This is a genomic window from Thiohalocapsa sp. ML1, from assembly GCF_001469165.1.
Classification (GTDB): Bacteria; Pseudomonadota; Gammaproteobacteria; order Chromatiales; family Chromatiaceae; genus Thiohalocapsa.
In genome coordinates this window covers 1-24447 of the sequence record NZ_JABX01000036.1, presented here as the reverse complement: position 1 = coordinate 24447, position 24447 = coordinate 1, and the positions used below count along the sequence as shown (strand labels likewise).

Below are 24447 nucleotides of genomic sequence, written 5' to 3'. Positions count from 1 at the left end.
TGCCCTCCCGCAACCGGGCCGGGCCGGACAGCCGACCTCCAGGTCGGCTCCGCAGTCGCGACACACCAGTGCATCCCGCTCTGTGGCCGTGTTGACCTGGAGGTCAACACTCCAGTCAACGCCCGTTAACACCGCGAACGTTCGATTACGACCACGATTACGACGACGACGACGAAACCACGGTCGCCGACGTCGCCCCGTTCGAAACTTGACTCATCTGCAAGCATTTGGCGCCGTCAAGCAATCTAGTGGCGTCAGGCCAGGACGACCTGACTATGCAGGCGACCGCTGCTGTGGTCGGAGTTATGATCAAGACCGATCCCGCGGCCCTTGGCGACGCGCGTCTGCCAGGGGACCGGCACTCGTGCACCATCAACGCAACGCCGACCCTTGACCCGACCTGTACACTCGGCCAGCGAAATCCGCACCACATCGCACGCATGGACCTAAAAACCGGGCTGCCGCGCAATCTCGCCCCCGGCGCGCGGGTCACCATCCGCGACGAGGACTGGGTGATCCGCCGCGTCGACCTCAGCGACGACGGCGGCCATGCCCTGACCTGCGACGGACTCTCGGAGCTGGTGCGCGGCACCTCCGCGATCTTTCTCGACCGCCTGGAAGACGACATTGCGGTCCACGACCCCGCGCACACGGAGCTGTTCCAAGACACCAGCGACTTCTTCACCGACACCCTGCTCTACCTGGAGAGCCAGCGCCTCGGCACCGTCGCCAACGACGCGCACATCCACCGCGCCCACCAGGCCGTGATGCAGCCCGCGGACTACCAGCGCGTACCCGCGGAGAAGGGCCTGCGGCAGGTGCGCACCCGCATCCTCATCGCCGACGGGGTCGGCCTCGGCAAGACCCTCGAGGCCGGCATGCTCGCCACGGAGCTGGACATCCGCGGGCGCGGCCGGCGCATCCTGGTGGTCACGCAGAAGAGCATGCTGACGCAGTTCCAGAAGGAATGGTGGTCCCGCTTCACCATCCCCTTGGTGCGGCTCGACTCTGCCGGCATCGAGCGCCTGCGCAACAACATCCCCTCCGGCCACAACCCCTTCAACTACTACGACAAGACCATCATCTCGATGGACACGCTGAAGGGCAACGGCGAGTACCGCAACTACCTGGAGCGCTCGCGCTGGGACATCATCGTCATCGACGAGTGCCACAACGTGGCGATGCGCAAGGGCGATGCCGCCTCCTCGCAGCGCGCGCGGCTCGCCAAGCAGCTCGCCACCAAGTCCGACACCCTGATCCTGCTCTCCGCCACGCCCCACGACGGCTCCGCCCGCAGCTTTGCGTCCCTGATCTGGCTGCTGGACCCCACCGCCATCTCGGACCCGGACGACTACACCCGCGCCGACCTCGACCGCAAAGACCTCTTCGTCCGCCGCTTCAAGAAGGACATCCAGGGCCGGGCCCGGGATCAATTCCCGGAGCCCGCGACGCGCCGCCTCGCCGCCGCGGCCTCGCCCGCGGAAGAGACCGCCTTCCAGGCCGCGCTGAGCATCCCGTTCACGCAGCGCGGCGAGTGTACCGAGGGCAGGCAGGGCGAGCTGCAGCGCGTCGGCCTGCAAAAGGCCTTGTTCTCGAGCCCCGCCGCCGCCGCGGCCTATGCGCAGCACCGCATGGACAAGCTCAGCCGGCAGCCTCGGCTCACCGACGCCGAGCACGCGGAGAGCCAAGCCTGCGCCGCCTTGCTGCGGACGCTCGACGCCATCGCACCCGAGCACTTCAGCAAGTACCAGCGTCTCTTGAGCGCGCTGCGCGACCCCGCTGCCGGCTGGACCGGCGCCGACACCCACGACCGGCTGGTGATCTTCTCCGAGCGCATCGAAACACTGAGGTGGCTCCTGGCTCACCTGCCGGGCGACCTCGGGCTCAAGGGGCCGGCCTTCAGCCTGCTGCACGGCGGCCTCGCGGACATCGAGCAGCAGGAGATCGTCGAGCGCTTCGGCCAGACGCACGACCCGCTACGGGTACTGCTCTGCTCCGACGTGGCCTCCGAAGGCCTCAACCTGCACTACCTCTGCCACCGGCTCGTGCACTTCGACCTGCCCTGGTCGCCGATGGTGTTTCAGCAGCGCAACGGCCGGGTGGACCGCTTCGGTCAAGTACACAGGCCGCGCATCGACTACCTGCTCACCCAGTCGGGCATCGAACGCATCGAAGGCGACCTGCGCGTCATCGAGGTGCTGGTGCAGAAAGACGAGCAGATCAGCCGCAACATCGGCGACCCCGCGTCCATCCTGCGCAAGCACAGCATCGAGGCCGAGGAGCAGGTGGTCGCCGACGCCCTGGCCGACGGCATGAGTGCCGAGCAGTTCCAGCGCGAATGCATCGACGCCGCCCCCGCCCCGGACGCAGCGGACGACGACGACTGGGAAGCCGCGCTGTTCGGCGGCGGCGCAGACGCAGCGCCCGCCGCCCTGCCGCCGGAGCCCCACCGCTGCTTCGAGGACATCTACACCTTCGCCAAGCACGCCATCGCCACCATCCCGGAGGCCGCCGGCTATCGCATCGACGACCAGGCCCGCATGCTGCGCCTCGACCCGCCCGCCGACCTGCGCCGGCGCCTGCGCCGGCAACTGCCCGCCGAGGTGCTGCGCGAGACCGATCAATACGTGCTCTCGGCCGATCGCGGCATCGTCGAGCAGGCCATCCAGCGTGCCCGCGAGCAAGACCGTCAAGGCGCCGCCTGGCCCGACATCCAGTTCCTGTGGCCCCAGCACCCCATCTGCCGCTGGCTCATGGACCGGGTCATCGGTGCCGTCGGCCGCCGCCGCGCCCCGGTGCTCGCAAGCCCGCGGCTGGCGGCAAACGAGCACGCCTTCCTGATGCTGGGCCTGATCCCGAACCGCAAGGGCCAGCCCCTCATCGCGGACTGGAAGGCCATCGTGCGCCGCGGCGCGGCCGACTACGCCATCGAGGACTTCGACGCCTTCTGCGCCCGCGCCGACATCGGCGAGCGCCGCCTGCCCAATGCCAAGCGCCCGCTCGACCTGCCGGCGCTGCAAGCCGCTCTCGGCGATGCGGTCGCGACCATGCAGCTCTACGTGGAAGAGCAGGTGCGCCAGTTCAGCGCCGCCCGCGCGGCCGAGGTCGCGCGCAAGCTCGCGGAGCTCGGCGCACTGCGCGGCGCACAGGAACGCCAACTGGAGCTGCGCCTGGCCCGGTCCGACCAGCCCGAGCAGCTCAAGCAAGGCAAGCGCGCGCACCGCAGCAAGGACATCGAGGACGTGTTCACCGAATACGGCCAATGGGTGAAGAACAGCCTCGAGGTCGAGCCGGTGCCCTTCGTGCAGGTGCTCGCCGGGGTGGCGCGCCCTGGTGCGTCCTGACCGCCTTCTGCGAGTACGGCGCAACTGAGCAATGGACACCCCAGACCGCTTCGATGTCTTCCCCGGCATCGCCAACGAGAACGCCTTCTACAGCCACCACTTCTTTGCGCACGTCTTCCAGTCGCGCATCAAGGATTGGCTGCAGGGGCAGGCGGCGAGCGGCGAGCCGGACCCCCAGCAGCACCAAGACCCCGTCGACAAGCGCCTGCGCCGCCTCGCCGCGCCCTTCTTCCAGCAGCACGCCGCCTACCCGCCGGAGGCCGACTTCGCCGCCCGGCTGCTCTGGCATCAGCGCCTGCACCGCGGCCTGCTCGACGCGCTCGGCTACGCCCTCGACCCGCACGAGCGCGAGTGGCTCGGCGGCCAGCCCCTGCCCATCTGGGCCGCCATCGGCAAGGGCGGCGAGCAGGCCGCGGACCTGCCGGAGCTGGTCGTCCTGCCCGCCTTCAACCCGGAGCAGAAGCCGCGCCCCGACGACCCCGCCACCGACCCGCTCGCCGTCACCTACTCGCCGCGGCACTTCCGCATCGAGGACACCCCGGCCGCCTATCTCGACAAGCACAGCCGCACCCCGCGCCCGCTCGCGGCGCTGTTGTCCGACGCGCTCTTCGCCGCCGACCATCCGCCGCGCTTCGTGCTGCTGGTGGGCGAGCTGCAATGGCTGCTCATCGACCGCTTCAAGTGGCCCGCCAACCGCTGCCTGCGCTTCGACCTGGAAGACATCCTGGGCCGGAAGCCGCCGGCCACCCTCACCGCCTGCCACGCCCTGCTACACCGCGAGGCACTCTGCCCGAGCCAGGGCGACGGCCTGCTGGACCGGCTCGACGCCGAGTCCCACAAGCACGACGCCGGCGTCAGCGAGGATCTCAAATACGCGCTGCGCGAGGCCATCGAGCTGCTCGGCAACGAGGCCGCCCGCCAGCTCATCGCGGACCACGACTACAGTTTCACCGGCAGCGTCAAGCCGCTGGACGCCGGCCGGCTCAGCACCGAGTGCGTGCGCCTGGTCTACCGGCTCATTTTCCTGTTCTACATCGAGGCGCGCCCGGAGCTGGGCTACGTGCCCATCGACAAGAGCGACGTCTACACCCGCGGCTACAGCCTGGAGCACCTGCGCGAGCTCACGCTGACGGACCTGCACACCACCGCCGCGCAGCAGGGGAGCTATTTCGACCAAAGCCTGCGCAAGCTCTTCGCGCTGGTGGCGGACGGCACCCGGATCGCGCACCGCAGCCTCACCGGCGCCGCCACGGTCAACGCCTTCGAGCTGCCGCCGCTCGACAGCCGCCTGTTCGACCCCGCCGGCACGCCGCTCCTAAACCGCGTCCGCTTCCCGAACCACCTCTGGCAGCGCGTGCTGCGCGGCCTGTCCTTCGCCAAGGACCCGCGCACCCGCCGCACCCGCCGGGTCAGCTACCAGGCGCTCTCCATCAACCAGCTCGGCGCGGTGTACGAGTCGCTCCTGTCCTACCGCGGGTTCTTTGCCGCCGAGGACCTCTACGAGGTGATGCCGGCGCCGAAGCAGTCGAAGCCCGCGCGGGTTGGCGATGAGGACGATGCCGACGCCGATGCCGACAGCGACAGCGACGACGAGACCGGCGACGCCGGCGAGACGGACTACGGCGGCAGCACGGACCTGCTCGGCAACGGCTGGTTCGTCACCCGGGACCGCATCGGCGACTATCACAACAGCGAGAAGGTCACCTTTCTGAACGCAGAAGGCCGCCGGGAGCTGCGCGTCTACCCCAAGGGCAGCTTCATCTACCGCCTCGCCGGGCGCGACCGCCAGAAGAGCGCGAGCTACTACACGCCGCAATCCCTGACCCAGTGCCTCGTCAGGTACGCGCTCAAGGAGCTACTGGCGGACAAGAGCGCGGACGACATCCTGAAGCTCAAGGTGCTGGAGCCCGCCATGGGCAGCGCCGCCTTCCTGAACGAGGCCGTGAACCAGCTCGCCGAGGCCTATCTCGCCCGCAAGCAGGCGGAGCAGAAGCGCCGCATCCCCCACGACCAATACCCGCAGGAGCTGCAAAAGGTCCGCATGCGGCTCGCGGACGCCAACGTCTTCGGCGTGGACCTGAACCCCATCGCCACGGAGCTGGCCGAGGTCAGCCTCTGGCTCAACGCCATCTACGGCGAGTCCGATGCCCAAGGCCGGCCGCTGCCGGCGCGGGTGCCCTGGTTCGGCTACCAGCTCTTCAACGGCAACTCCCTGGTGGGCGCCCGGCCGCAGGTGTTCAGCGCCAAGCAGGTCACCGCGCCGCGGCGCATCAACCACTACGCCAGCGACTACTACGGCAAGACCAAGTCCGAGCCCAACCCGGATTGCTACATCTACGCCACGCCGCGCCGCGTCACGCCTGCCGAGCCGCGCCAAGACGACGAGATCTACCACTTTCTGCTGCCCGACGAGGGCCTGTGCGACTACGCCAACAAGGCCGTCAAAGAGTACTTCGGCGACGAGCTGAAGCAGATCAAGGATTGGCAGAAGGCGCTCACCCGCCCCTTCTCCGACGTCGAGCTGCGCCGGCTCACGCAGCTCAGCGCCCGCATCGACGCCCTCTGGCGCGAGCACGCGGAACAACTGGCCAAGGACCGCGCCCGCACCGAGGACCCGCTGCCCGTCTGGCCCGACACCGGCCCCGATGCGAGCAGGCCCAGCGTCACCAGCCGCGCGAGCAAGGAGGCCACCCGCAAGGCCGGCATGCTGAGCGAGGACGCCGACACCGCCACCGCCTACCGCCGCCTCAAGCTGGTGATGGACTACTGGTGCGCGCTCTGGTTCTGGCCCCTGGACCAGGCATCCACCCTGCCCACCCGCACCCAGTGGATCACCGAAATCGGCGCCATCCTGGACGGCAACCTCATGGACATCGACGAGCAAACGGAGCTGGACCTGTCCCCGCAGCCCGCCCGGGTCGAGCAGCAGGTGCTGGTGCCGGACGTCCAGGGCACGCTCTTCGACGACCTGCCCGGCCAGCGCAGCCTCGCCGCCGCCACCGAGACCCGGACCCTGCACGACCGCTACGGGGAGCTGCGCATCCGGCGCCTGCGCGAGCACTTCCCGCGCGTCGCGCAGGTGGAGCGCCTCGCGGAGCGCTACCGCTTCTTCCACTGGGAGCTGGCCTTTGCGGACCTCTTCCGCTGGCACCGCCCCGCGCCCCGCGGGCAAGGGGCCGGGAGTGAGGGCGAGGGCAAGGCGGAGAGCGGCGGCTTCGACCTCATCCTCGGCAACCCGCCCTGGCTCAAGGTGGAGTGGGAAGAAAAGGGCATCCTCGGCGAGGCGGACCCGAAGATCGCCATCCGCAAGATGAGCGCCTCCGAGCTGGCGAAGCGCCGCGCGGCCCTATTCGAGGAATGGCCGGACATGCGAGCCGCCTGGCTCGGGGAGTATTGCGAGCAGGCGGGGATGCAGGCGTTCTTGAATGCCGGGCAGAACTATCCGCTGCTGAAGGGCGTTCAGACCAATCTATACAAGTGCTTTTTGCCGCAGGCGTGGATGTTGAGCAATGCCCGCGGCGTGTCGGGCTTTCTCCATCCGGAAGGGATTTACGATGACCCGAAGGGCGGGCTCTTTCGGGCTGAGGTCTATCCGAGGCTGCGAGCACACTACCAGTTCGCCAACGAGCTGATCCTGTTCGGTGACGTCGACCACCACGCCAAGTTCAGCATCAACATCTACGGCCACGCGCAGCAAGCGCCCGACTTCACGCATGTCGCGAACCTGTTCCTTCCGCAGACCGTCGACGCCTGCTTCGACCACGACGGCTCAGGCCCAGTGCCGGGCATCAAGGCCGAGCAAGACGGCGGCCGGTCGACTTGGAACACCGCCGGCCACCGCGAGCGAATGATCCCGGTCGGCGAGCACGAGCTCGCGCTCTTCGCAAAGCTCTATGACGAGGCCGCCACGCCGCCGCTGCAAGCCCGACTGCCCGCGTTGCATGCGCGGCAATTGCTAGCGGTGCTGGAGAAGTTCGCCAGGCAGCCGCGGCGTTTGGGAGACCTGAAGGGCGAGTATCTGTCCTTGGAGATGTGGCACGAGACGAACCAGCAGAAAGACGGCACGATTCGGCGCGAGACGCGCTTTCCGGACCACCCCGGGCAATGGGTGCTGTCCGGCCCCCACTTCTTCGTCGGCACGCCCTTTTACAAGACACCCCGAGCAATCTGTACGGCCAACGGGCATTACGACTGCGTTGACCTTACCGCCATTACAGACGACTACCTGCCGCGCACCAACTACGTGCCCGCATGCTCGCCGATGGAGTACGCTGAGCGGACGCCGCGAGTGCCGTGGGCGGATGCAACTACCGAGGGAATCCGCCGCGTGGCCGATTTCTACCGTCTCTATTGCAGAAGGCAACTTAGCCAGTCAGGAGAACGGACCTTATCGGGCGCTATCGTGCCTCCAAATGTCGCCCACATTCACCCCGTAATTTCCACAACCTTTCACACCGAGGATGTTCTTCTCGATTTTGCTGCATCCGCTTTTTCGATTGTTTTTGACTTCTTCATCAAGACTACTGGCAAAGGTGATTTATACGAATCCGTTCTGCGCCTGCTACCCATTCGCTCGCGCGCTGAGATTTTGTCTCTACCAGCGGCGAGAGCGCTTGCGCTCAACTGCCTCACCACCCACTACACCGACCTCTGGCAATCCTGCTACCAACCCGACTTCCGCGACCAACGCTGGTCCGTCGACCCGGACGACCCGAGCAGCCCCCCATGGTCCGCGTGCCTGCGGGCCGACAAGGACTTCTTCGCCAACCTCACCCCCGCCTGGCAACGGAACTGCGCGCTGCGCACCGACTACAGCCGCCGCCAGGCGCTGCTGGAGATCGACGTGCTGGTGGCCCAGGCGCTCGGCCTGACGCTGGAGGAGCTGCTCACCATCTACCGCGTCCAGTTCCCGGTGATGCGCCAATACGAGGCCGACACCTGGTACGACCAGACCGGGCGCATCGTCTTCACGCCCAGCAAGGGCCTCATCGGCGTCGGCCTGCCGCGCAAGGCCCGCAAGGCGGACCGCGACGCCGGCATCAGCTACGGCCTGAAGACCCCGGACCGGGAAGAAACCGACACCCTGCTCGGCTGGGAGGACGTCCGCGACCTGCCCGCCGGCAGCACCGTCACCAAGACCTTCTGGGACGACACCCTGCCCGGCGGCCCGCACCGGCGCACCATCACCTACCACGCCCCCTTCCTCCGCCCCGACCGCGAGCACGACTACCGCCTCGCCTGGACCTTCTTTCAGCCCGACAGCGCGGACCCGCGCGCCGCGAAACAGCCACAAGACCAAGACCCGCAGCAGGCGTGACATGAACCTCTTTCAACTTGCCGGCGACAACACCGCACGCCTTCAGCAACAGGTGGACGATCTGCGCCGTGTCCACGAGGGCGACCACGACGCCACCGGCCGCATGGACCGCTTTCTAGAGCAGATCCGCGCTGCCGGACGGATCGGCGTCAATATGCGTTTGTTCGTGGCAGCGAGCGTCTTCCGCGACGGCGCCTACCTGAACCGCTACGAGGTAGCCGCCAGGATGGCCGCAGCGTCCGGTCGCGCGCCGTCGTCGCTCGGTGCAACTGACGGAGGTCTCCACATGCTGACACTCATCGCCCTGTCCCCCGCAGACGGCTGGGCCGTGGTCGCGTCCGCCGGCCGTTTCCTGCTCGTGCGGCCACCGTATCGCAGGCAGCACCAAACGCCGGTGGACAAGGCCTACATCGAAGCGGCAGTGCTGCGGCTCGGCTTTGAGCACCTGCGGCAGCCGGCGGAATTCCCGGACTGGGCCGGCCTGATTGCGCACTTGAACCAGACCGTTGCAAGCACCCGCGCGGCGCTGGGGCACGAGATCAATGACCCCGCGCTTGGCGAGCGAACCCTGGCCGTTGCGCCGGAGTCCGTGTTGGACGGCATCCTGGATCAGGCAAGAAGCACCCTGCTGCCGGACCCCAACGCCTGGCTTGGCCTGGAACGCATGCTGTCCGCCATGCTGCGCGTGTCCACGGTCACCGGCACGCCGAGCCTGCTCAACAAGGCGCTGGATCTGCAAGACGACATCCGCGAGGCCCGACGCAAGCGCGACGAAGGTCTGCACCAGCTTGCCGTTGGACCTTTAGATGAGACATACCATGCATGAGTCCCTGAGCCTCAACCGGGCGGCATTGGCACACATCTGCCGTACCCATCGCGTGCGGCGCCTGTCCCTGTTCGGCTCGCAGTTGAAGGGCACCGCGAGACCGGATAGCGATGTGGACCTGCTCGTGGAGCTCGAGCCCGACGCACGTCCGACGCTGCTGGACATAGCGCAGATAGAAATCGAGCTGTCGGAAGCGGTCGGCAAAAAGGTTGACCTGCGCACGCCCGAAGATTTGAGCCGCTTCTTCCGGAATGAGGTTCTGCATACGGCAGAGGTGCAATATGTCGCCGGATGACCGCTGGCGGCTCACGCACATGCTGGAGGCAGCAGAGCAGGCGCTGTCGTTCGTGCAAGGCCGACAGCGCGCGGATTTGGACACGGACCCGATGCTCTGTCTCGCGGTGACTCGGGCAGTCGAGATCGTCGGTGAAGCCGCCGCTCGGGCATGACACCCTGCCCGCTGCCCCGCACCGGCGCGCCATCGCCGACTAGGCCCCACCAGGCCCCGTGCCTGCGGCCTGACCACGAGCAGGACTGCCGCGGGCTCCGCGGCTTCACCGCCGCGCAGCCCCTTCCGATGCACCCGGCTCGGACCCTCGCCCGTGCTACGCTTTGTGGGCACATTTCCTCGGAGGCAACCCGATGGAGCCACTCGACGTCTTCTCCGTGCGCGATCTGCGCACCCGCTCCGGCGACCTGCTTAAGGACGCCGAAGCGGGGCAGCTCGCCATCATCACCAAGCACGGCCGGCCGGCCATCCTGGCCGTGCCGTTCGACCAGCGCCTCCTCCAGCAGGGCGTGCATCGCGCGCTGGCGCTGGCGCTGTTCGAGCAACGCCGTGTCACGTTGGCCCAGGCCGCCAAGCTGGCGGGGCTCTCGCTGGATGCCTTCATGGATCTATTCGCCGTCCCAAGGCCGCTGCCGACCTCGTCGCCCCGTCACACCCCGCGGGGCGCAGAGTGCCGAAGAGCGCGTGACACCGCAGGAGCGGTGTCACGAGCAGGACCTCGGGTCATTGCGGCCGGAACGATGATCAAAGCCGTCACGGGAAGCAGTGCTTCCCGCACTGGGTTCCCAAGCAGCGCATGCTCAGCAACCAAAACCCCGCTGACACAGGATGAGTCGGAATGAGAATTCCGAATTGCAGCAACGTCGAGGTAGAACAACGGAAAGTCGTCGACTATCTTCTTTCTACTGAGCACCCTGAAGGTGAGTCGAAAGCGCGCTTCTTTCTTGGCTGCGGATTCTCGCGGGACAAATGGGAAGTCCTCGCATCCGCATTGGCGAAACAAGCCGAAGAAAACGACTACTTTCAGTCTATTCAGGGAAGATACGGTACCAAGTACGTCATAGTTGGCCCCATCTTGGCACCAAATGGCACAACCCCGCCGATCAAGACAATCTGGATAATCGCTGACGACAAAGAATGCGCCCGCCTGATTACCGCTTATCCCTTATCATAGGTAGAGGCAATGATTAAAGAACATGACAGAGTCATTCTGACGGAGGCCATGCCACAGCATGGACTAGAGCCCGGAGATATCGGGGCTGTCGTCTACGTTCATGGTGACGGCAAAGCCTACGAAGTGGAGTTCGTCACGTTAGACGGCGAGACAGCCGCGGTTTTGGAGCTCGAATCGCGTCAAGTCAGGCCGATCGGCCCGCACGAGATTCCACATGCCAGGAATCTTCGCGCTGCCTAACGCGGCAGCGCCGGGACCGTGACCGCAGCTTCTGCTCTTCGGCGTCTTCGCGCGACGATCCAGCCAGCGGATGACGCGGTGTCCGATCGATCACTGCCGGTTCACCGCTGCGCACCCTGCCGACGAACCCGGGGCGGACTGTCGTCCGTGCTACGCTTTGTGGGCACATGTTCCGAGAGGCAACTTCCCGGAGGCAACCCGATGGAGCCACTCGACGTCTTCTCCGTGCGCGATCTGCGCACCCGCTCCGGCGACCTGCTTAAGGACGCCGAAGCGGGGCAGCTCGCCATCATCACCAAGCACGGCCGGCCGGCCATCCTGGCCGTGCCGTTCGACCAGCGCCTCCTCCAGCAGGGCGTGCATCGCGCGCTGGCGCTGGCGCTGTTCGAGCAACGCCGTGTCACGTTGGCCCAGGCCGCCAGGCTGGCGGGGCTCTCGCTGGATGCCTTCATGGATCTCTTGGCGCCGCTCGGGCTGGCCGCCGTGGATTATCCGGCCGCGGAGCTGACCGAGGAGCTGGACGCGGCGCTGTAGCGGCACGCGGGCGGAGGCCGGGATGAGCGGGGTCGTCATCGCAGACGCCGGGCCCTTGATCGCCCTGGCCCGCATCGAGCACCTGTCGCTGCTGCCGACGCCCTATGGCACGGTCACGGTGCCGGAGGCCGTCCTGGCGGAGCTGCGGTTGGATTCCGACCGCCCGGGCGCGCGCCTGCTGTCCGCCGCCCTCGGCGCCGGCGTCATCGAGGCGCGCGCGCTGCCGCCGCACCTGGCGTCGGACCTGGCACAGCTCAGCCTGGTGCTCGACGCCGGCGAGGCTGCGGCGATCCTGCTGGCCGAGGCGCTGTCCTGCCGCTTCCTGTTGATCGACGAGCGGCGCGGACGTGCGGTTGCGCGCCGGCGCGGCGTCCCGGTGGTAGGCCTTGCCGGCGTGCTGCTCGCCGCGCAGCGCCATGGTCTGGTGCCGTCCGTGGCACCGCTGCTCGCGGCGCTGGCAGAGCACGGCTATCGGCTCTCGGACAGCTTGGTGCGGGAAGTCTTGCGGCTAGCCGGCGAGACCGGGGCCACCGGGTAGGCTGGGCAAAGGCCGCTGAGCCGTGCCCACCCTCCGCCGCGTTGGTACGCAGCTGGTGGAACCGCTGCGCTTGTTCCACGGACTTCTGATCGTCCCCACAAGTGCTGCGGGCTCCGTGCGTAGCCAGGGCTTCCAGCCCTGATGGCGTCACGCCAGGATGGCCTGACTACGCAAGCGGTCGCTGCGGTGGTCGGAGTTATGATCAACGCCACCAGGATGGCCGTTGGGCTTAACGACACCCTGCCCGGCGACCTGAAAACGATCGACATCGGAACAGCCAGACTATGACGACGATGACCCTACAGCTCGACGACGCCAAGGCCGACGCTTTCCGCGAGAAGGCACGCCGCATCGGCATGGAGCCTGAGCAATTGCTGGCCGAATTCATCGACGACCTGATCAAGCAGGAGAACGATTTCGAGGCAGCCGTCGAGCGCGTCCTGGCGAAAAACCGGGATCTGTACCGGCGCCTCGCCTGATGCGGTATCTTTCGGTTGACCAGTTGCTGGAGCTGCACCGCAGCGTCATCGCCGCCACGGGTGGCGCCGGCGGGGTCCGGGATCTCGGCGCCGTCGAGTCGGCCGTCAATCAGCCGCGTGCCGGTTTCGGCGGCGAGTATCTTTATGCCGATCTCGCCGGCAAGGCTGCGGCACTCTGTTTCTCGCTGGTTTGCAACCATCCATTTCTCGACGGCAACAAACGCGTCGGACATGCGGCTATGGAGGTCTTCCTGATGCTTAACGGCCACGAGATCGTCTGCCACGTGGACGAGCAGGAGCGGGTGATGCTGGAGCTTGCGGCCGGGGCGATACCCCGGGACGCCTTTACTGACTGGGTCCGAACGCACACCGTGCCGGCGCCCGGAACTTCCTCGGGCTAGGGAGCCGCTCCGCCTCGGCACCCGGTCTTGGCGACTCCGGGGCCAGCTAACGCGCCTTGTCAGGAGACCAGCGCGAGCCGAGCCCCGGCAAGACACAACAAAAATGGATGCCTGAGGAACGCACAGATGCTCCCGTCGCTGGTCATCGACGAGGTCCGTCACGGCATCGCCGAGACGCTGCGCACCCAGTTCGAGCCCTCCACGGAGCACTTCAAAGACGCGGTGCGCCGGCTGATCGAGGCGCCGACCTGGGTCAAGGGGCCCTACGTGCAGCTCGGCATGCCCTTCGTCGCCGGCGAGAGCGGCAAGGGCTTCTTCAAGGGCTTCGAGACCGAGCACGCGGCGCATCTGCACCAGGAAGAGGCCTGGCGGCGCTGCGCCGTGGAGGGCCTGTCCACGCTAGTGGCCACCGGCACCGGCTCCGGCAAGACGGAGTGCTTTCTGTACCCGGTGCTCGAAGACGCCGCCGAGCAAAAGGCCCGGGGCAGGCCCGGCATCAAGGCCATCGTCATCTACCCGATGAACGCGCTGGCGGACGACCAGGCCAAGCGCATCGCGGAGCTGGTGCACCGGACGCCCGCCTTCCACGGCATCCGCGCCGGGCTCTTCGTCGGCTCCGGCAAGGGCAAGTACAAGCCGGGCAAGGCCGGCACGTCGCCGCGGCCGGATGCGCCGGTGATGGGGCCGGACTCGGTGATCACGGACAAGGACGTGCTGCGCGATGATCCGCCGGACATCCTGCTCACCAACTACAAGATGCTGGACTTTCTGCTGATCCGGCCGAAGGACCGGCCGCTGTGGCGCTACAACGCCCCGGACACCTTGCGCTTTCTGGTGGTGGACGAGCTGCACACCTTCGACGGCGCCCAGGGCACGGACCTGGCCATGCTGATCCGCCGGCTGCGCCACCGTCTGCACTGCGACACCGATGGCAATCCGGGGCGGCTCATCTGCATCGGCACCTCCGCCACGCTCGGCGACGCCAGCGACACCGGCCCGCTGCGGGAGTACGCGGGGCAGGTGTTCGCGACCGACTTCGACGCGGGCTCGGTCATCGTCGAGCGGCGCCAGGGCTTCGATGCCTTCATCGGTCAGAACGTCGTCGAGCACCTGATCCCGGACGACGGCACCGTGCTCGCGGCCATCGCACAGCGCACCTTCGACCGGCCGCAGGAGGCGGTGGCGCGCTTCCTGCCCGCCTTCTTCAGCGACCCGGACAGCCTCGCCGAGCTCACCGCGGGGCTCGACACCGGCCCCGGGCGCGTGCGGCTGGGCGCGGAGCTGAAGAAGCACCTGCTGTTTCAGTCGCTGCTGCGCACCGCCACCCGGGCGCCGGTCACCGTCGAGGAGATCGCGGACAAGCTGAAGCGCACCCTGAGCGCGCGTCTGCAACAGGAGGCCACGGCGCTCATCGCGGCGCTGCTGACCCTGGTGGCCTGGGCGCGGGCGCCCTACCCCGGCCAAGCGGTGAACGCGGACACGCCGCCGGAGACGCTCGGCTTCCTGGTGACGCTGCGCGTGCAGCTCTGGCTGCAGGAGCTGCGCCGGGTGCTCGCGACCGTGAGCCGCGACCCGGCGCAGATCGAGCTGTCCTCCGAGGCGGCCGTGCTGACCCGGCGCGAGCGCCTGCGCCTGCCGCTGGTGCAGTGTCGCCACTGCCACAGCACCGGCTGGCTGGCGCTGAAGCCGCCGCAGCAGAGCCGGGTCGTGAGCGCGGCCGATGCCATCTACGCGGCCTTCTTTGCGCGCCACACGGACCCGTTCGTCGCGCGCATCTATCCGCGGCCGGCGGCAGACGACGCCGGCGCGGCGCGGCCCCTTCGCCCCCTTCGCCCCCTTCGCCCCTTGGTGCCGGTGCTGCGCCAGAGCCTGTGCGGCCAGTGCGGCCACCTGAGCAGCGAGCACCTGACCCAGTGCCCGCACTGCCAGAGCGAGGACGTGCTGGCCGTGCATGTGGTCTCGGCGACACGCACCTTCGAGCCGCGCGGCACCGACGACGCCAAGCACAACGCCCGCCAGGTGACGGTCCACGACGACACCTGCCCGGTGTGCGGCGAGCGCGGCGGGCAGCTCATCATCGGCGCCCAGACCACCAGCATCGCCGCCCACGCCGTGGAACGGCTCTGGTCCGCCCGGCTCAACGACCACAAGAAGCTGATCCTGTTCTCGGACTCGGTGCAGGACGCGGCCCATCGCGCGGGCTATATCGAGTCCAAGACCGAGACGCACCTGATGCGCGCCGGCATCGCCCGGGCGCTGGCGCTGCTGCCGCCGGACGATGCTGGCGCGCCGCCCTGGGGCGAGGCGCTGGAGGCGCTCGGCCGCGCGTGGCTGGACCCGGCGAGCCCGCTCGCGCTGGCACCGCGGGACTTCGTCGCGCGCTTCATGCCGCCGGGCATGGAATGGCTGGCCGACTGGCGCAAGCTCAAGGACACGGGGCAACTGCCGGCGGGCTCGCGGCTGCCGCAGATGCTCTGCCAGCGCATGCAGTGGCGGGCGGCGGAGGAGTTTGCCCATCGCTCGGATCGCGGGCGCACGCTGACGCGGGTCGGCATCGCGGCGCTGTTTCCGGATCTGGCCGATCTCGACGCCCTGTCGCGCACCCTGACCCCGGCGCTGCGCGAGGCCGGCGGCGGGCTCGAGGACCTGTCCGCGGACCGGGTGCTGTTCTGGGCCCTGGGCACGGTGCTAACGCTGATCCGCGCCGGCGCGATCTTCCACCTGGAGCTGGACCGCTACGCCGAGACCGGCGATTACAACGCCTTTCAGTTTGCGCCGCAGCGCAAGCATTGGCTGCCGCATCGCGGCCGTGCGGACGCGCCGCGCTTCATCGCCCGCGATGCCGGCCCGCTCCGCTTTCTGCACTTAGAAGAGCGCGACGGCAATCCGCTGCTCGGCTGGGCGCAGCTCGCGCTCGGGCTGCGCCTGCATTCGCCGGGCATCATCACGCTGGCCTACGAGGAGCTGCTGAAGGCGCTGGCGCAGGCCGGCCTCGGGCGCTTCGTGCCGCTGGACCACAAGGGCCGGCGCGCGGAGGTGTTCGGCCTGGAGCCGGGCCGGCTCCGGCTGTATCGGCACCTGCGCCGGCTGGTGACGCCGTCCGGCGCCCAGGCGCTGTGGGTGCCGGCACAGGCGGCGGAGGCACTGGCCGGGCTGCCGGCCTGGAACAGCCCCGCGGAGACCCTGCGCCCGGAGCCGGCCGCGGCGCCAAGCTGGTGGCATGCGCGAATGCAGCAGGGGGACATCACCCGCGTCATCGCCCACGAGCACACGGGGCTTCTGGAGCGCGATGAGCGCGTTGCGCTGCAGGATCGCTTCATGGCGCCGGAGGCCGCGTGCGAGCCCTGGTACGAGAACCTGCTCTCCGCCACGCCGACGCTGGAGATGGGCATCAACATCGGCGCCCTGTCCAGCGTGATGCTGGGCGGCATTCCGCCGAACCAGGCCAACTACGTCCAGCGCGTCGGCCGCGCCGGGCGCCGGGACGGCAACGCGGCGGTGCTTGCCATCGCGGATGCCTCGCCCGACGGGCACGACCAGTACCACTTCGCCAACCCGCTGGAGATGCTGCACGGCGCGGTGGAGCCGCCGGCCATCTACCTGAACGCGGCGGAGGTGCTGCGCCGGCAGCTCTATGCCTTTTGCTTCGACCACTGGGTGGCCGAGGAGAACCCGAGCCTGCCGGACAAGCTGAGCGAGGCGCTGGATCAGGTGGCGAAGGGCGGCGGCGACACGGCGCACTTCCCGTTCAACTATCTGGATTTCGTCAACCGCCACGAGCCGGTGTTGTTCGATGCCTTCTGCCGGCTGCTTGGCGACGCGCTGACCAAGGAGACGCGGCAGAAGCTCGCAGATCTCCTCGCCGGCACGGAGCAGCAGAAGCACCTGCGGGCGCACTTTCTGGCCTACTTCGAGGAGACGCACGCCGAGCGCGAGTCCTGGAAGGCGCGGCGCAAGGCCATCAACGCCGAGCTCGGCCGGCTGCGCAAGCGCCCCGAGGACGAGCAGACGCTGGCCGAGATCGACCTCCTGGAGAAGGAGCGCGACGGCCTCACCGAGCGCATCCGCCAGCTCAACAACGAGTACCTGCCGGAGGCGATGACCAACGCCGGCCTCCTGCCCAACTACGCCTTTCCGGAGGAAGGCGTCGCGCTCACGACCATCATCCACGGCAGCCGCAAGACCGGCGCGGAATACGCGGTGCCGGTGCACCGCTACAGCCGCCCGGCCCACGCGGCGCTGGCGGAGTTTGCGCCGCGCAATACCTTCTTTGCGCACAAGAGCAAGGTCGAGATCGACCAGATCGATCTCGGCGTCGAGCCGCCGGCGGCGCATCGCTTCTGCCCGGCCTGCCACTGCCTGACCCCGCTCACCGAGCCGGAGAGCCAGTCCGCCGCCTGCCCCCAGTGCGGCAACACGCACTGGGCGGACGGCAGCCAGGTGCGGCCGGCGCTGCGGCTGAAGCGCGCGGTGGCGAATATCCGCAGGCAGGAGAAGACTCGCATCACCGAGACCGACGAGGCCCGCAATCCGCGCTACTACGAACGCCAGCTCCTGATGAACTTCGCCGGCACGGACGTGCGCAGCGCCTGGACGCTGGCATCGGCGCAGGCGCTGTACGGCTTCGAGCTCATCGCCCGCGCGACCTTCCACGACCTCAATCTGGGCCAGCCGACGCCGGTCGCCGCGCTGGACAACAGCATCGTGATCGCCGGCAACGACAGCGCCAAGGCCGGGTTCTCGTTGTGCCGGGGCTGCGGCATGGTGCAGCCCGCGGGCTCGAGCCCCAGGCATGAGGAGCGCAAGCAGACCCACACGCCGGACTGCCCGCATCGCCACGGCAAGGGCAGCGAGCATCTGCTGGATCGGCTGTTTCTGTATCGGCGCTTCGAGTCCGAGTGCGTGCGAATCATGGTGCCGCAGGGCTTTGGCTCCGGCGAGCGGACCACCTATTCGTTCATGTCGGCGCTGCAACTGGGGCTGCGCAAGCGCTTCGGCGGCAAGGTGGACCACCTGCGCTTCGAGACCATGGCGGAGGCAGGCAGCGCCGAGGGCGCCGGCAAGACCTACATCCTGATCTACGACTCGGTGCCCGGCGGCACCGGCTATCTGCAACACTTGCTGGGGGGCGATGCCGATACGCTGACGCAGGTGCTGGCGGCGGCCCACGCCGTGATCCGCGATTGCGCCTGCCAGTACATCGAGGGCACGGACGGCTGCTATCAGTGCGTCTTCCACTATCGCCAGGGCCGCAACCGCAAGCACATCTCCCGCGCCACCGCGCTGGAGCTGCTGGAAGCGCTGGTGGAGGGAGAATTCCAGCGCGAGTCGGTGGGCTGCCTGTCCGAGATCTACATCAACCCGGATTTCGGCTCCGAGCTGGAACGGCGCTTGCTGCCGGCGCTGCAGGCGCTGGGCGGGCAGCCCGATGCGGATGGCGGCAAGCTGCCGCCGGTACAGGTGACGCAAGACATCAAGGCCGGCAAGACGGCCTATCTGCTGGCGGCGGGGCCGCACAGCTACTGGGTGGACACCCAGGTGCCCATCGAGGACGCCACCTCGGGGCAGACCCTGTGCCAGCCGGACTTCGTGATCTCGGCCACCAAGTCATCCAGCCCGATGCGGCCCGTCGCCGTGTTCGTGGACGGCTGGCAGCATCATCAGGGCTCGCTGCCGGAGGACGCCCGCAAGCGCGCCACGCTGATGCTGCGCGGCGCCTATCGGGTGTGGTCCGTGACCTTCGAGGACATTGAGGCAGCGACCAAGCTCGCCGCCGGCACCGACCTGGAGAGCCCGCTCGGCGTGCTGATGACGCCATCGGGGCAACAGATTCCGGCCGAGCAGCTACCGCAGGTGCCGCCGGCGGATCTCACCGCGAACGCCATCGCCCTGCTGCTCCGTCTGCTCGGCCAGCCCTGCCCCGCGGAGCAAGACCCCTTGAGCCGCCTGCAATCGACGGGGCGCCACTTGCTGATGCGCAGCGTGCTGCGGCCGAACGAGGTGACGGATGGCATCAAGGCGCGCAGCACGGCCGTGCTCGGCGCGCTGCCCGACTGGTTGAGCGAGGACGGCCAGATCGACCGCTGGAGCGTGCATCTGCAGGGGCCGGACAAGCAGCTCGTACACTGGGTCGGCATGGCGGCACCCCGGTTCCTCACCGGCAAGAGCACGTCGGACTATCCCTTGGGCGGCGCCTTGGTGCTGAACGACGCCGCGATCGCCGCCGATCCCAAGCACGGCCGGGTGCACTGGCGGCAGTGGCTGCGCCTGGCCAACCTGCTCCAGGCCACGCCGGGCGTGGTGCTGCTCACCGAGTCCATGCTGAATGCGGGCGCGACCCTGACGGTGCCGAAGCCGCAAGCGCAGGCACCACCGGCGGCAGCGAGCCTCGGCTGGGCAGAGATCCTCGACGCCGCGGAGTTTCTGGAGCGCCTCAGGCAGGGCTTCCTGTACCTCGGCAACGCGGGCGTGCCGGCGCCCGATGCCATCGGCGCCGAGATCGACGACGACGGCGGCTACCGAGTGGCGGAGGCGCTGTGGGAGGTTGCCCGGGTGGTGCTCCTGACGGTGGCGCAGATGGAGTGTGCAGCGAGCTGGCAGCGCGCCGGCTACGCGGTCATCGAAGAATCCCGGAACTGGTGGCTCGCCATCGAGCATGCCCTGCGAGGCCGGAACCCATGAAAGACGACGTCAAGATCATTGTCAGCAACGACGTCATCAAGCGCATGACCGCGCTGCCGGCGGCGGTGCAGACCAAGGGGCTCGAGTTCATGCTCAAGTTCCAGACCGACCCAAGGAGCCCCGGCATCAACTACGAGACCATCCGGGGCGCGCAGGACAAGAACCTGCGCTCGGTGCGCATCGATCAGGGCTATCGGGGCATCATCTTCCGGGCGCCCCGGGACAATGTGTTCGTCTGGCTGCACATCGACAAACACGACGATGCCTACGCCTGGGCGACCAAGCGGAAGCTGAGTGTCAATCCGGTCAACGGCGCGCTCGGCCTCACGAACGTCGGCTTCGTCGAGGCAACGCTGCAGCGTGCGGCAACCGCGGCGCCGTCCGAGCCTGTGCCCGTCTTCTCCGGGCTCTCCGACCGGGACCTTATGGCGCTCGGCGTGCCGGAGGAGATGCTGCCGGCGGTGCGGACCATCCGCTCCGAGGGCGACCTCGACGCCATGCAGCCGGAGCTGCCCGTGGAGGCCTACGAGGGCCTGTTCCTGGTGCTGGCGGGGGACCCCGTATCGCGCATCCTGGCCGAGCGCGAGACCCGCGTGGACCGCGACATCGACCCCGAGGACTTCGCCGCCGCGGCGGATCGGGACGAGAGCCGTGCGCGCTTTTACGTCGTTGCAGGCGAGAACGATCTGCAGGAGATCCTGGCAGCGCCGCTGGAACAGTGGCGCGTCTTTCTGCATCCCGCGCAGCGGCGACTAGCAACGCGCCACGTCAACGGGCCGAGCCGCATCCTGGGCGGTGCGGGCACGGGCAAGACGGTGCTCGCGATGCACCGCGCCCGGCATCTGGCCGGCACCCTGGTCGGCACGGACGGGAAGCTCCTGTTCACGACCTTCACGACGAACCTGGCACTGGACATCGAAGACGGGCTCAAGTCCATCTGCGCCCCCGAGCAACTGCGGCACATCGACGTGATCAACCTGGACGCACTGGTGTTCCGCCTGCTGAAGGCGCGCCGCTACGAGCACGAGATCGCGTTCGACTTCAAGGCCAAGTGCGAGCCCATCTGGGCGCTCGCGATGGCGGACTTCGACCCGTCACTGGATCTGTCGCGGGACTTCGTTCGCGAGGAATTCGAGCAGATCGTGCTCGCGCAGGGGCTCGCATCGCGCGATGACTACCGCGAGGCACCGCGCCGCGGCAGGGGCGTCCTGCTCTCGCGCAAGAAGCGCGATGCGCTGTGGGAGATCTTCGAGAACTATCGCCTGCAACTGAGCGCCAAGGGTCTGAAGGAGCCGGACGACGCCTACCGCGATGCCTGCGCCCTGTTGGCGGCCGAGGGCAAAACGCCCTACGCGCACGCCGTTGTGGACGAGACGCAGGACTTCGGCCCGCAGGCGTTGAAGCTGATCCGCGCGCTGGTGCCACCGGGGCCGAACGACCTGATGTTCGTTGGTGACGGACACCAACGCATCTACGCCAAGAACAAGGCCAGCATGGGCGCTTGCGGCATCGACATCCGCGGCCGCGCGCGCAAGCTTTACCTGAACTATCGCACCACGGAAGAGATCCGCCGCGCGGCCATCGCGCTGCTGGAAGGGGTGGAGGTCGACGACTTGGACGGCGGCAGCGATGAGCTGTCCCGCTACCGCTCGCTGCTGCACGGCCCGAGCCCGGAGCAGATCGAAGGGGCGTCGATGGAAGACCTCCGCGATGGCATCCGGAGCTTCGTCGGCCGCTGCCTGGATGACAGGCCGGACGCCAAGATCGGCGTGATGGCCAACACCCTGAAGCTGCGGGATCAGCTCGTCAAGCAGCTTCGGGAAGCCGGCCACAAGGTCGCCACGGTCGAGCACCGCGAGCGCCTGAGTCGCAAAGATGCACGGATTTTCGCGATGACACTGCACCGGGCCAAGGGGCTCGAGTTCGACGCCGTGGCCATTGTCGTGAACCGCGCGCTCGATGAGCGCCTGCGCAAGCTCGTCTACGTCGGTATGACGCGCGCCAAGTGGGCGGCACGCGTTTATCGCTGAGCTGCTCCGTCCAGCAACGCTTCAAAATTTCGATGCCCTTGAGGTCGGGTTTCGCTGCGCTGACTCGATCCCGGGAGGGTACCGGTAATTTCTAAACCGTCACCCGGGATCAAACCCGCAACAGCTCCGCGCGATAGTGCCTGAGCTCCGCGATGGACTCGCGGATGTCGTCGAGGGCTTGGTGCTTGTTCTGCTTCTTGACGGCCTCGGCCACGTCCGGCGCCCACAGGCGCGCGAGGATCTTGAGCGTGCTCACGTCCAGGTTGCGGTAGTGGAAGAAGGCCTCCAGCCGCGGCATGCAGCGCGCCAGAAAGCGGCGGTCTTGGCAGATGCTGTTGCCGCACAGCGGCACCTGCTTCGGCACGCACCAGCGCTGCAGGAAGGCGAGCGTCGCGGCCTCGGCCTCGGCCTCGGTCACGGCGCTGTTGCGCACCCGCTCCAGCAGGCCGGACTGGCCGTGGTGGCGGGTGTTCCAGTCATCCAACGCCGCGAGCACCGCCTCCGGCTGATGGATGGCGAGCACCGGGCCTTCGGCGAGCACGTTCAGCTCGGCGTCGGTGACGATGGTCGCGATTTCCAGAATGTGGTCCTTGAAGGGGTCGAGCCCCGTCATCTCCAGGTCGATCCACGCCAGGTTCTCCGCGCGCTCCATTGGCTTCTCCCGCCCCCACCACGATGTGCCGAGATGGTAGCGCGATCGGGCCCGCCGCGGGCTTGCTCGTTGCTAGAATTCAACCCCAGCAAGAACCGGAGAATGCCATGACCCTGCTCTCAGCCCTGCGCCGCCCCCTGATCCTTGCCTTGCCGCTGGCAGCCCTGCTCGGCGGCGGCGCGCTCGCCGCGGCGGAGGCGGCCGACCCCCACGCGCTCGTCGAGCAAAACTGCACGAGCTGCCACGGCAGCGAGGTCTACACCCGCCCGGACCGCAAAATCGACTCCCTGAGCGGGTTGAAGACCCAGGTGGAGGCCTGCAACACCAACCTGAACACCGGCATGTTCCCCGAGGAGGTCAACGCGGTCGCGAACCTGCTGAACGAGGAGTACTACAAGTTCGGCGAGTGACCCCCATGCGCCGGACGCCGCCGGGCCTGCGGGTGATGGGCTGATGCCCCGGCGGCGGCTGTCGGAACGTCAGCGCGAGCGCATCCAGGCGATCCAGGAGCGCCGGCGCGAGCGGCTCGCGAGCCGGACCGATGCGGTCTTGGACGAGCTTGACGCCGATGTCGTCGGCGCCGAGGCCGATAACGGCGTCGGCGTCGGCGCCCCGCAGTCCGGCCTCATCGTGGTCCGCCATGGCGCCCACCTCGCGGTGGAAGACGCCGCCGGCGCGCTGCACCACTGCGTCGCCCGGCGCAACCTGGGCCACCCGGTCTGCGGCGACCGCGTCGTCTGGCAGCCCACCGAATCCGGCCAGGGCATCGTCACGGCGCTGGCGCCCCGCGACAATGTCCTGAGCCGCCCGGACTACAGCGGCCACGCCAAGCCGCTCGCGGCCAACCTCACGCTGATGGCCGTGGTCGTGGCCCCGGAGCCGCCGCCGAGCGGCTATCTGCTCGATCAATACCTGGTGGCCGCGGAGCTCATCGGCGTGCGCGCGCTGATCGTGGCAGCGAAGATGGACCTGCTCGACGACGCCGGCCGTGCCCGGTTTCTGGCGGCCCTGGCGCCCTACCCCGCGCTGGGCTATCCGCTCTGCCCCATCAGCATCCACGGGCCGCCGGGCACGGGCGCGTTGACCCGGCACTTGGCGGGCGAAACCGCGATCCTGCTCGGGCAGTCCGGCGTCGGCAAGTCGTCGCTGGTGCAGGCGCTGCTGCCGGACCAGGAGATCCAGATCGGCCGTCTATCCACGGCCACCGGGCTCGGCCGGCACACCACCTCCGCGGCGACCTGCTATCGGCTGCCGGGCAGCGACGGCGGGCGGCTCATCGACTCCCCCGGCGTGCGCAGCTTCCGCGTCTCGGGGCTCACCCAGGCCGAGCTCGAAGCGGGCTTCCCGGAGCTGCGCCCGCTGCACGGTGGCTGCCGCTTCCGCGATTGCCGCCACCAAAACGAGCCGGACTGCGCCGTGCGCGCCGCGGCGGCGGCGGGGGCCATCGACCCGGGGCGGCTCACGCGCTTTCTCCAATTGCGCGACGGGCTGGTGGACACGTAGGTCGGGGCCATGCCAGCCCGCCCGATGGGGCGGTGGGGTTCTATCGAAATCGCTATCGAAATCGAACCGAGTGCCAACCGATCCCGACCTCTGCGCGCGGGGTAGAGAGGCGCGGCAACGGCGGAGGCTCGGCAGCGAGGCACTTGCCCTCCCGTAGCCGAGCCGGAGCCGGGCCGGAGCCGGGCCGGGTCGGGCCGGTCCGGGCCGGAGAGCCGACCTCCAGGTCGGCTCCGCAGTCGCGAAACCAGTGCATCCCGCTCTGTGGCCGTGTTGACCTGGAGGTCAACACTCCAGTCAAGCCCGTCAACATCGCGAACGTTCGATTACGACCACGACACTTGATGCCGGGTCGGGCCGGTCCGGGCCGGAGAGCCGACCTCCGGGCCGGAGAGCCGACCTCCAGGCCGGAGAGCCGACCTCCAGGCTGGAGAGCCGACCT

General features: G+C 68.5%; 17 protein-coding genes. 16 read left to right on the top strand and 1 reads right to left on the bottom strand.

What is annotated here, in order from left to right; translation table 11 throughout:
- The first annotated feature begins 440 nt into the window (after window positions 1-440).
- From ML01_RS19475 to ML01_RS19420, 14 genes are all read left to right on the top strand, one after another.
- Window positions 441-3344, top strand: a complete 2904-nt coding sequence (locus ML01_RS19475) for a DEAD/DEAH box helicase (protein ID WP_058557100.1) — start codon at window positions 441-443, stop codon at window positions 3342-3344.
- A gap of 31 nt (window positions 3345-3375) precedes the next feature.
- Window positions 3376-8661: an N-6 DNA methylase gene (locus ML01_RS19470; RefSeq protein WP_058557062.1), complete on the top strand. Its 5286-nt coding sequence runs from the start codon at window positions 3376-3378 to the stop codon at window positions 8659-8661.
- Between the two features lies 1 nt (window position 8662).
- Window positions 8663-9487, top strand: coding sequence for a hypothetical protein (locus ML01_RS19465; protein WP_058557061.1), 825 nt, complete (start codon window positions 8663-8665; stop codon window positions 9485-9487).
- A complete protein-coding gene (locus ML01_RS19460) occupies window positions 9480-9782 on the top strand; it encodes a nucleotidyltransferase family protein (RefSeq protein WP_058557060.1) in 303 nt (100 codons plus the stop codon). The genes ML01_RS19465 and ML01_RS19460 overlap by 8 nt, the downstream gene beginning before the upstream one ends.
- Window positions 9769-9936: a DUF86 domain-containing protein gene (locus ML01_RS29065; protein ID WP_156427863.1), complete on the top strand. Its 168-nt coding sequence runs from the start codon at window positions 9769-9771 to the stop codon at window positions 9934-9936. Before ML01_RS19460 ends, ML01_RS29065 begins: the two co-directional genes overlap by 14 nt.
- Window positions 9937-10129: 193 nt before the next feature.
- On the top strand, window positions 10130-10618 hold the full coding sequence (locus ML01_RS30770) for a type II toxin-antitoxin system prevent-host-death family antitoxin (protein WP_254045320.1): 489 nt from the start codon (window positions 10130-10132) through the stop codon (window positions 10616-10618).
- Window positions 10615-10950 (top strand): DUF6883 domain-containing protein, encoded by a 336-nt coding sequence (locus tag ML01_RS29060; RefSeq protein WP_156427862.1) that lies wholly within the window; start codon window positions 10615-10617, stop codon window positions 10948-10950. Before ML01_RS30770 ends, ML01_RS29060 begins: the two co-directional genes overlap by 4 nt.
- A gap of 9 nt (window positions 10951-10959) precedes the next feature.
- On the top strand, window positions 10960-11190 hold the full coding sequence (locus ML01_RS19450; RefSeq protein ID WP_058557059.1) for a DUF4926 domain-containing protein: 231 nt from the start codon (window positions 10960-10962) through the stop codon (window positions 11188-11190).
- A 201-nt stretch (window positions 11191-11391) separates the two neighbouring features.
- Window positions 11392-11724: a type II toxin-antitoxin system prevent-host-death family antitoxin gene (locus ML01_RS19445; protein ID WP_058557058.1), complete on the top strand. Its 333-nt coding sequence runs from the start codon at window positions 11392-11394 to the stop codon at window positions 11722-11724.
- A 22-nt stretch (window positions 11725-11746) separates the two neighbouring features.
- Window positions 11747-12262, top strand: a complete 516-nt coding sequence (locus tag ML01_RS19440; protein WP_058557057.1) for a DUF3368 domain-containing protein — start codon at window positions 11747-11749, stop codon at window positions 12260-12262.
- Window positions 12263-12546: 284 nt separating this feature from the next.
- Entirely contained in the window at window positions 12547-12741 is a 195-nt protein-coding gene (locus ML01_RS19435) for a hypothetical protein (protein ID WP_058557056.1), read from the top strand.
- Window positions 12741-13142 (top strand): type II toxin-antitoxin system death-on-curing family toxin, encoded by a 402-nt coding sequence (locus tag ML01_RS19430; protein WP_058557055.1) that lies wholly within the window; start codon window positions 12741-12743, stop codon window positions 13140-13142. Before ML01_RS19435 ends, ML01_RS19430 begins: the two co-directional genes overlap by 1 nt.
- A gap of 126 nt (window positions 13143-13268) precedes the next feature.
- Entirely contained in the window at window positions 13269-19823 is a 6555-nt protein-coding gene (locus ML01_RS19425) for a DEAD/DEAH box helicase (protein ID WP_058557054.1), read from the top strand.
- On the top strand, window positions 19820-21853 hold the full coding sequence (locus ML01_RS19420) for a UvrD-helicase domain-containing protein (protein WP_058557053.1): 2034 nt from the start codon (window positions 19820-19822) through the stop codon (window positions 21851-21853). Before ML01_RS19425 ends, ML01_RS19420 begins: the two co-directional genes overlap by 4 nt.
- A gap of 109 nt (window positions 21854-21962) precedes the next feature.
- Here ML01_RS19420 and orn read toward each other — a convergent pair whose 3' ends face one another.
- On the bottom strand, window positions 21963-22505 hold the full coding sequence (gene orn / locus ML01_RS19415) for an oligoribonuclease (protein WP_058557052.1): 543 nt from the start codon (window positions 22503-22505) through the stop codon (window positions 21963-21965).
- Window positions 22506-22612: 107 nt separating this feature from the next.
- Here orn and ML01_RS19410 point away from each other — a divergent pair, with 107 nt between their 5' ends.
- Both ML01_RS19410 and rsgA read left to right on the top strand, forming a co-directional pair.
- A complete protein-coding gene (locus ML01_RS19410; RefSeq protein WP_058557051.1) occupies window positions 22613-22915 on the top strand; it encodes a hypothetical protein in 303 nt (100 codons plus the stop codon).
- A gap of 43 nt (window positions 22916-22958) precedes the next feature.
- Complete coding sequence (gene rsgA / locus ML01_RS19405; protein WP_058557050.1) at window positions 22959-24008, top strand: ribosome small subunit-dependent GTPase A; 1050 nt, start codon at window positions 22959-22961, stop codon at window positions 24006-24008.
- The last annotated feature ends 439 nt before the right edge of the window (window positions 24009-24447 follow it).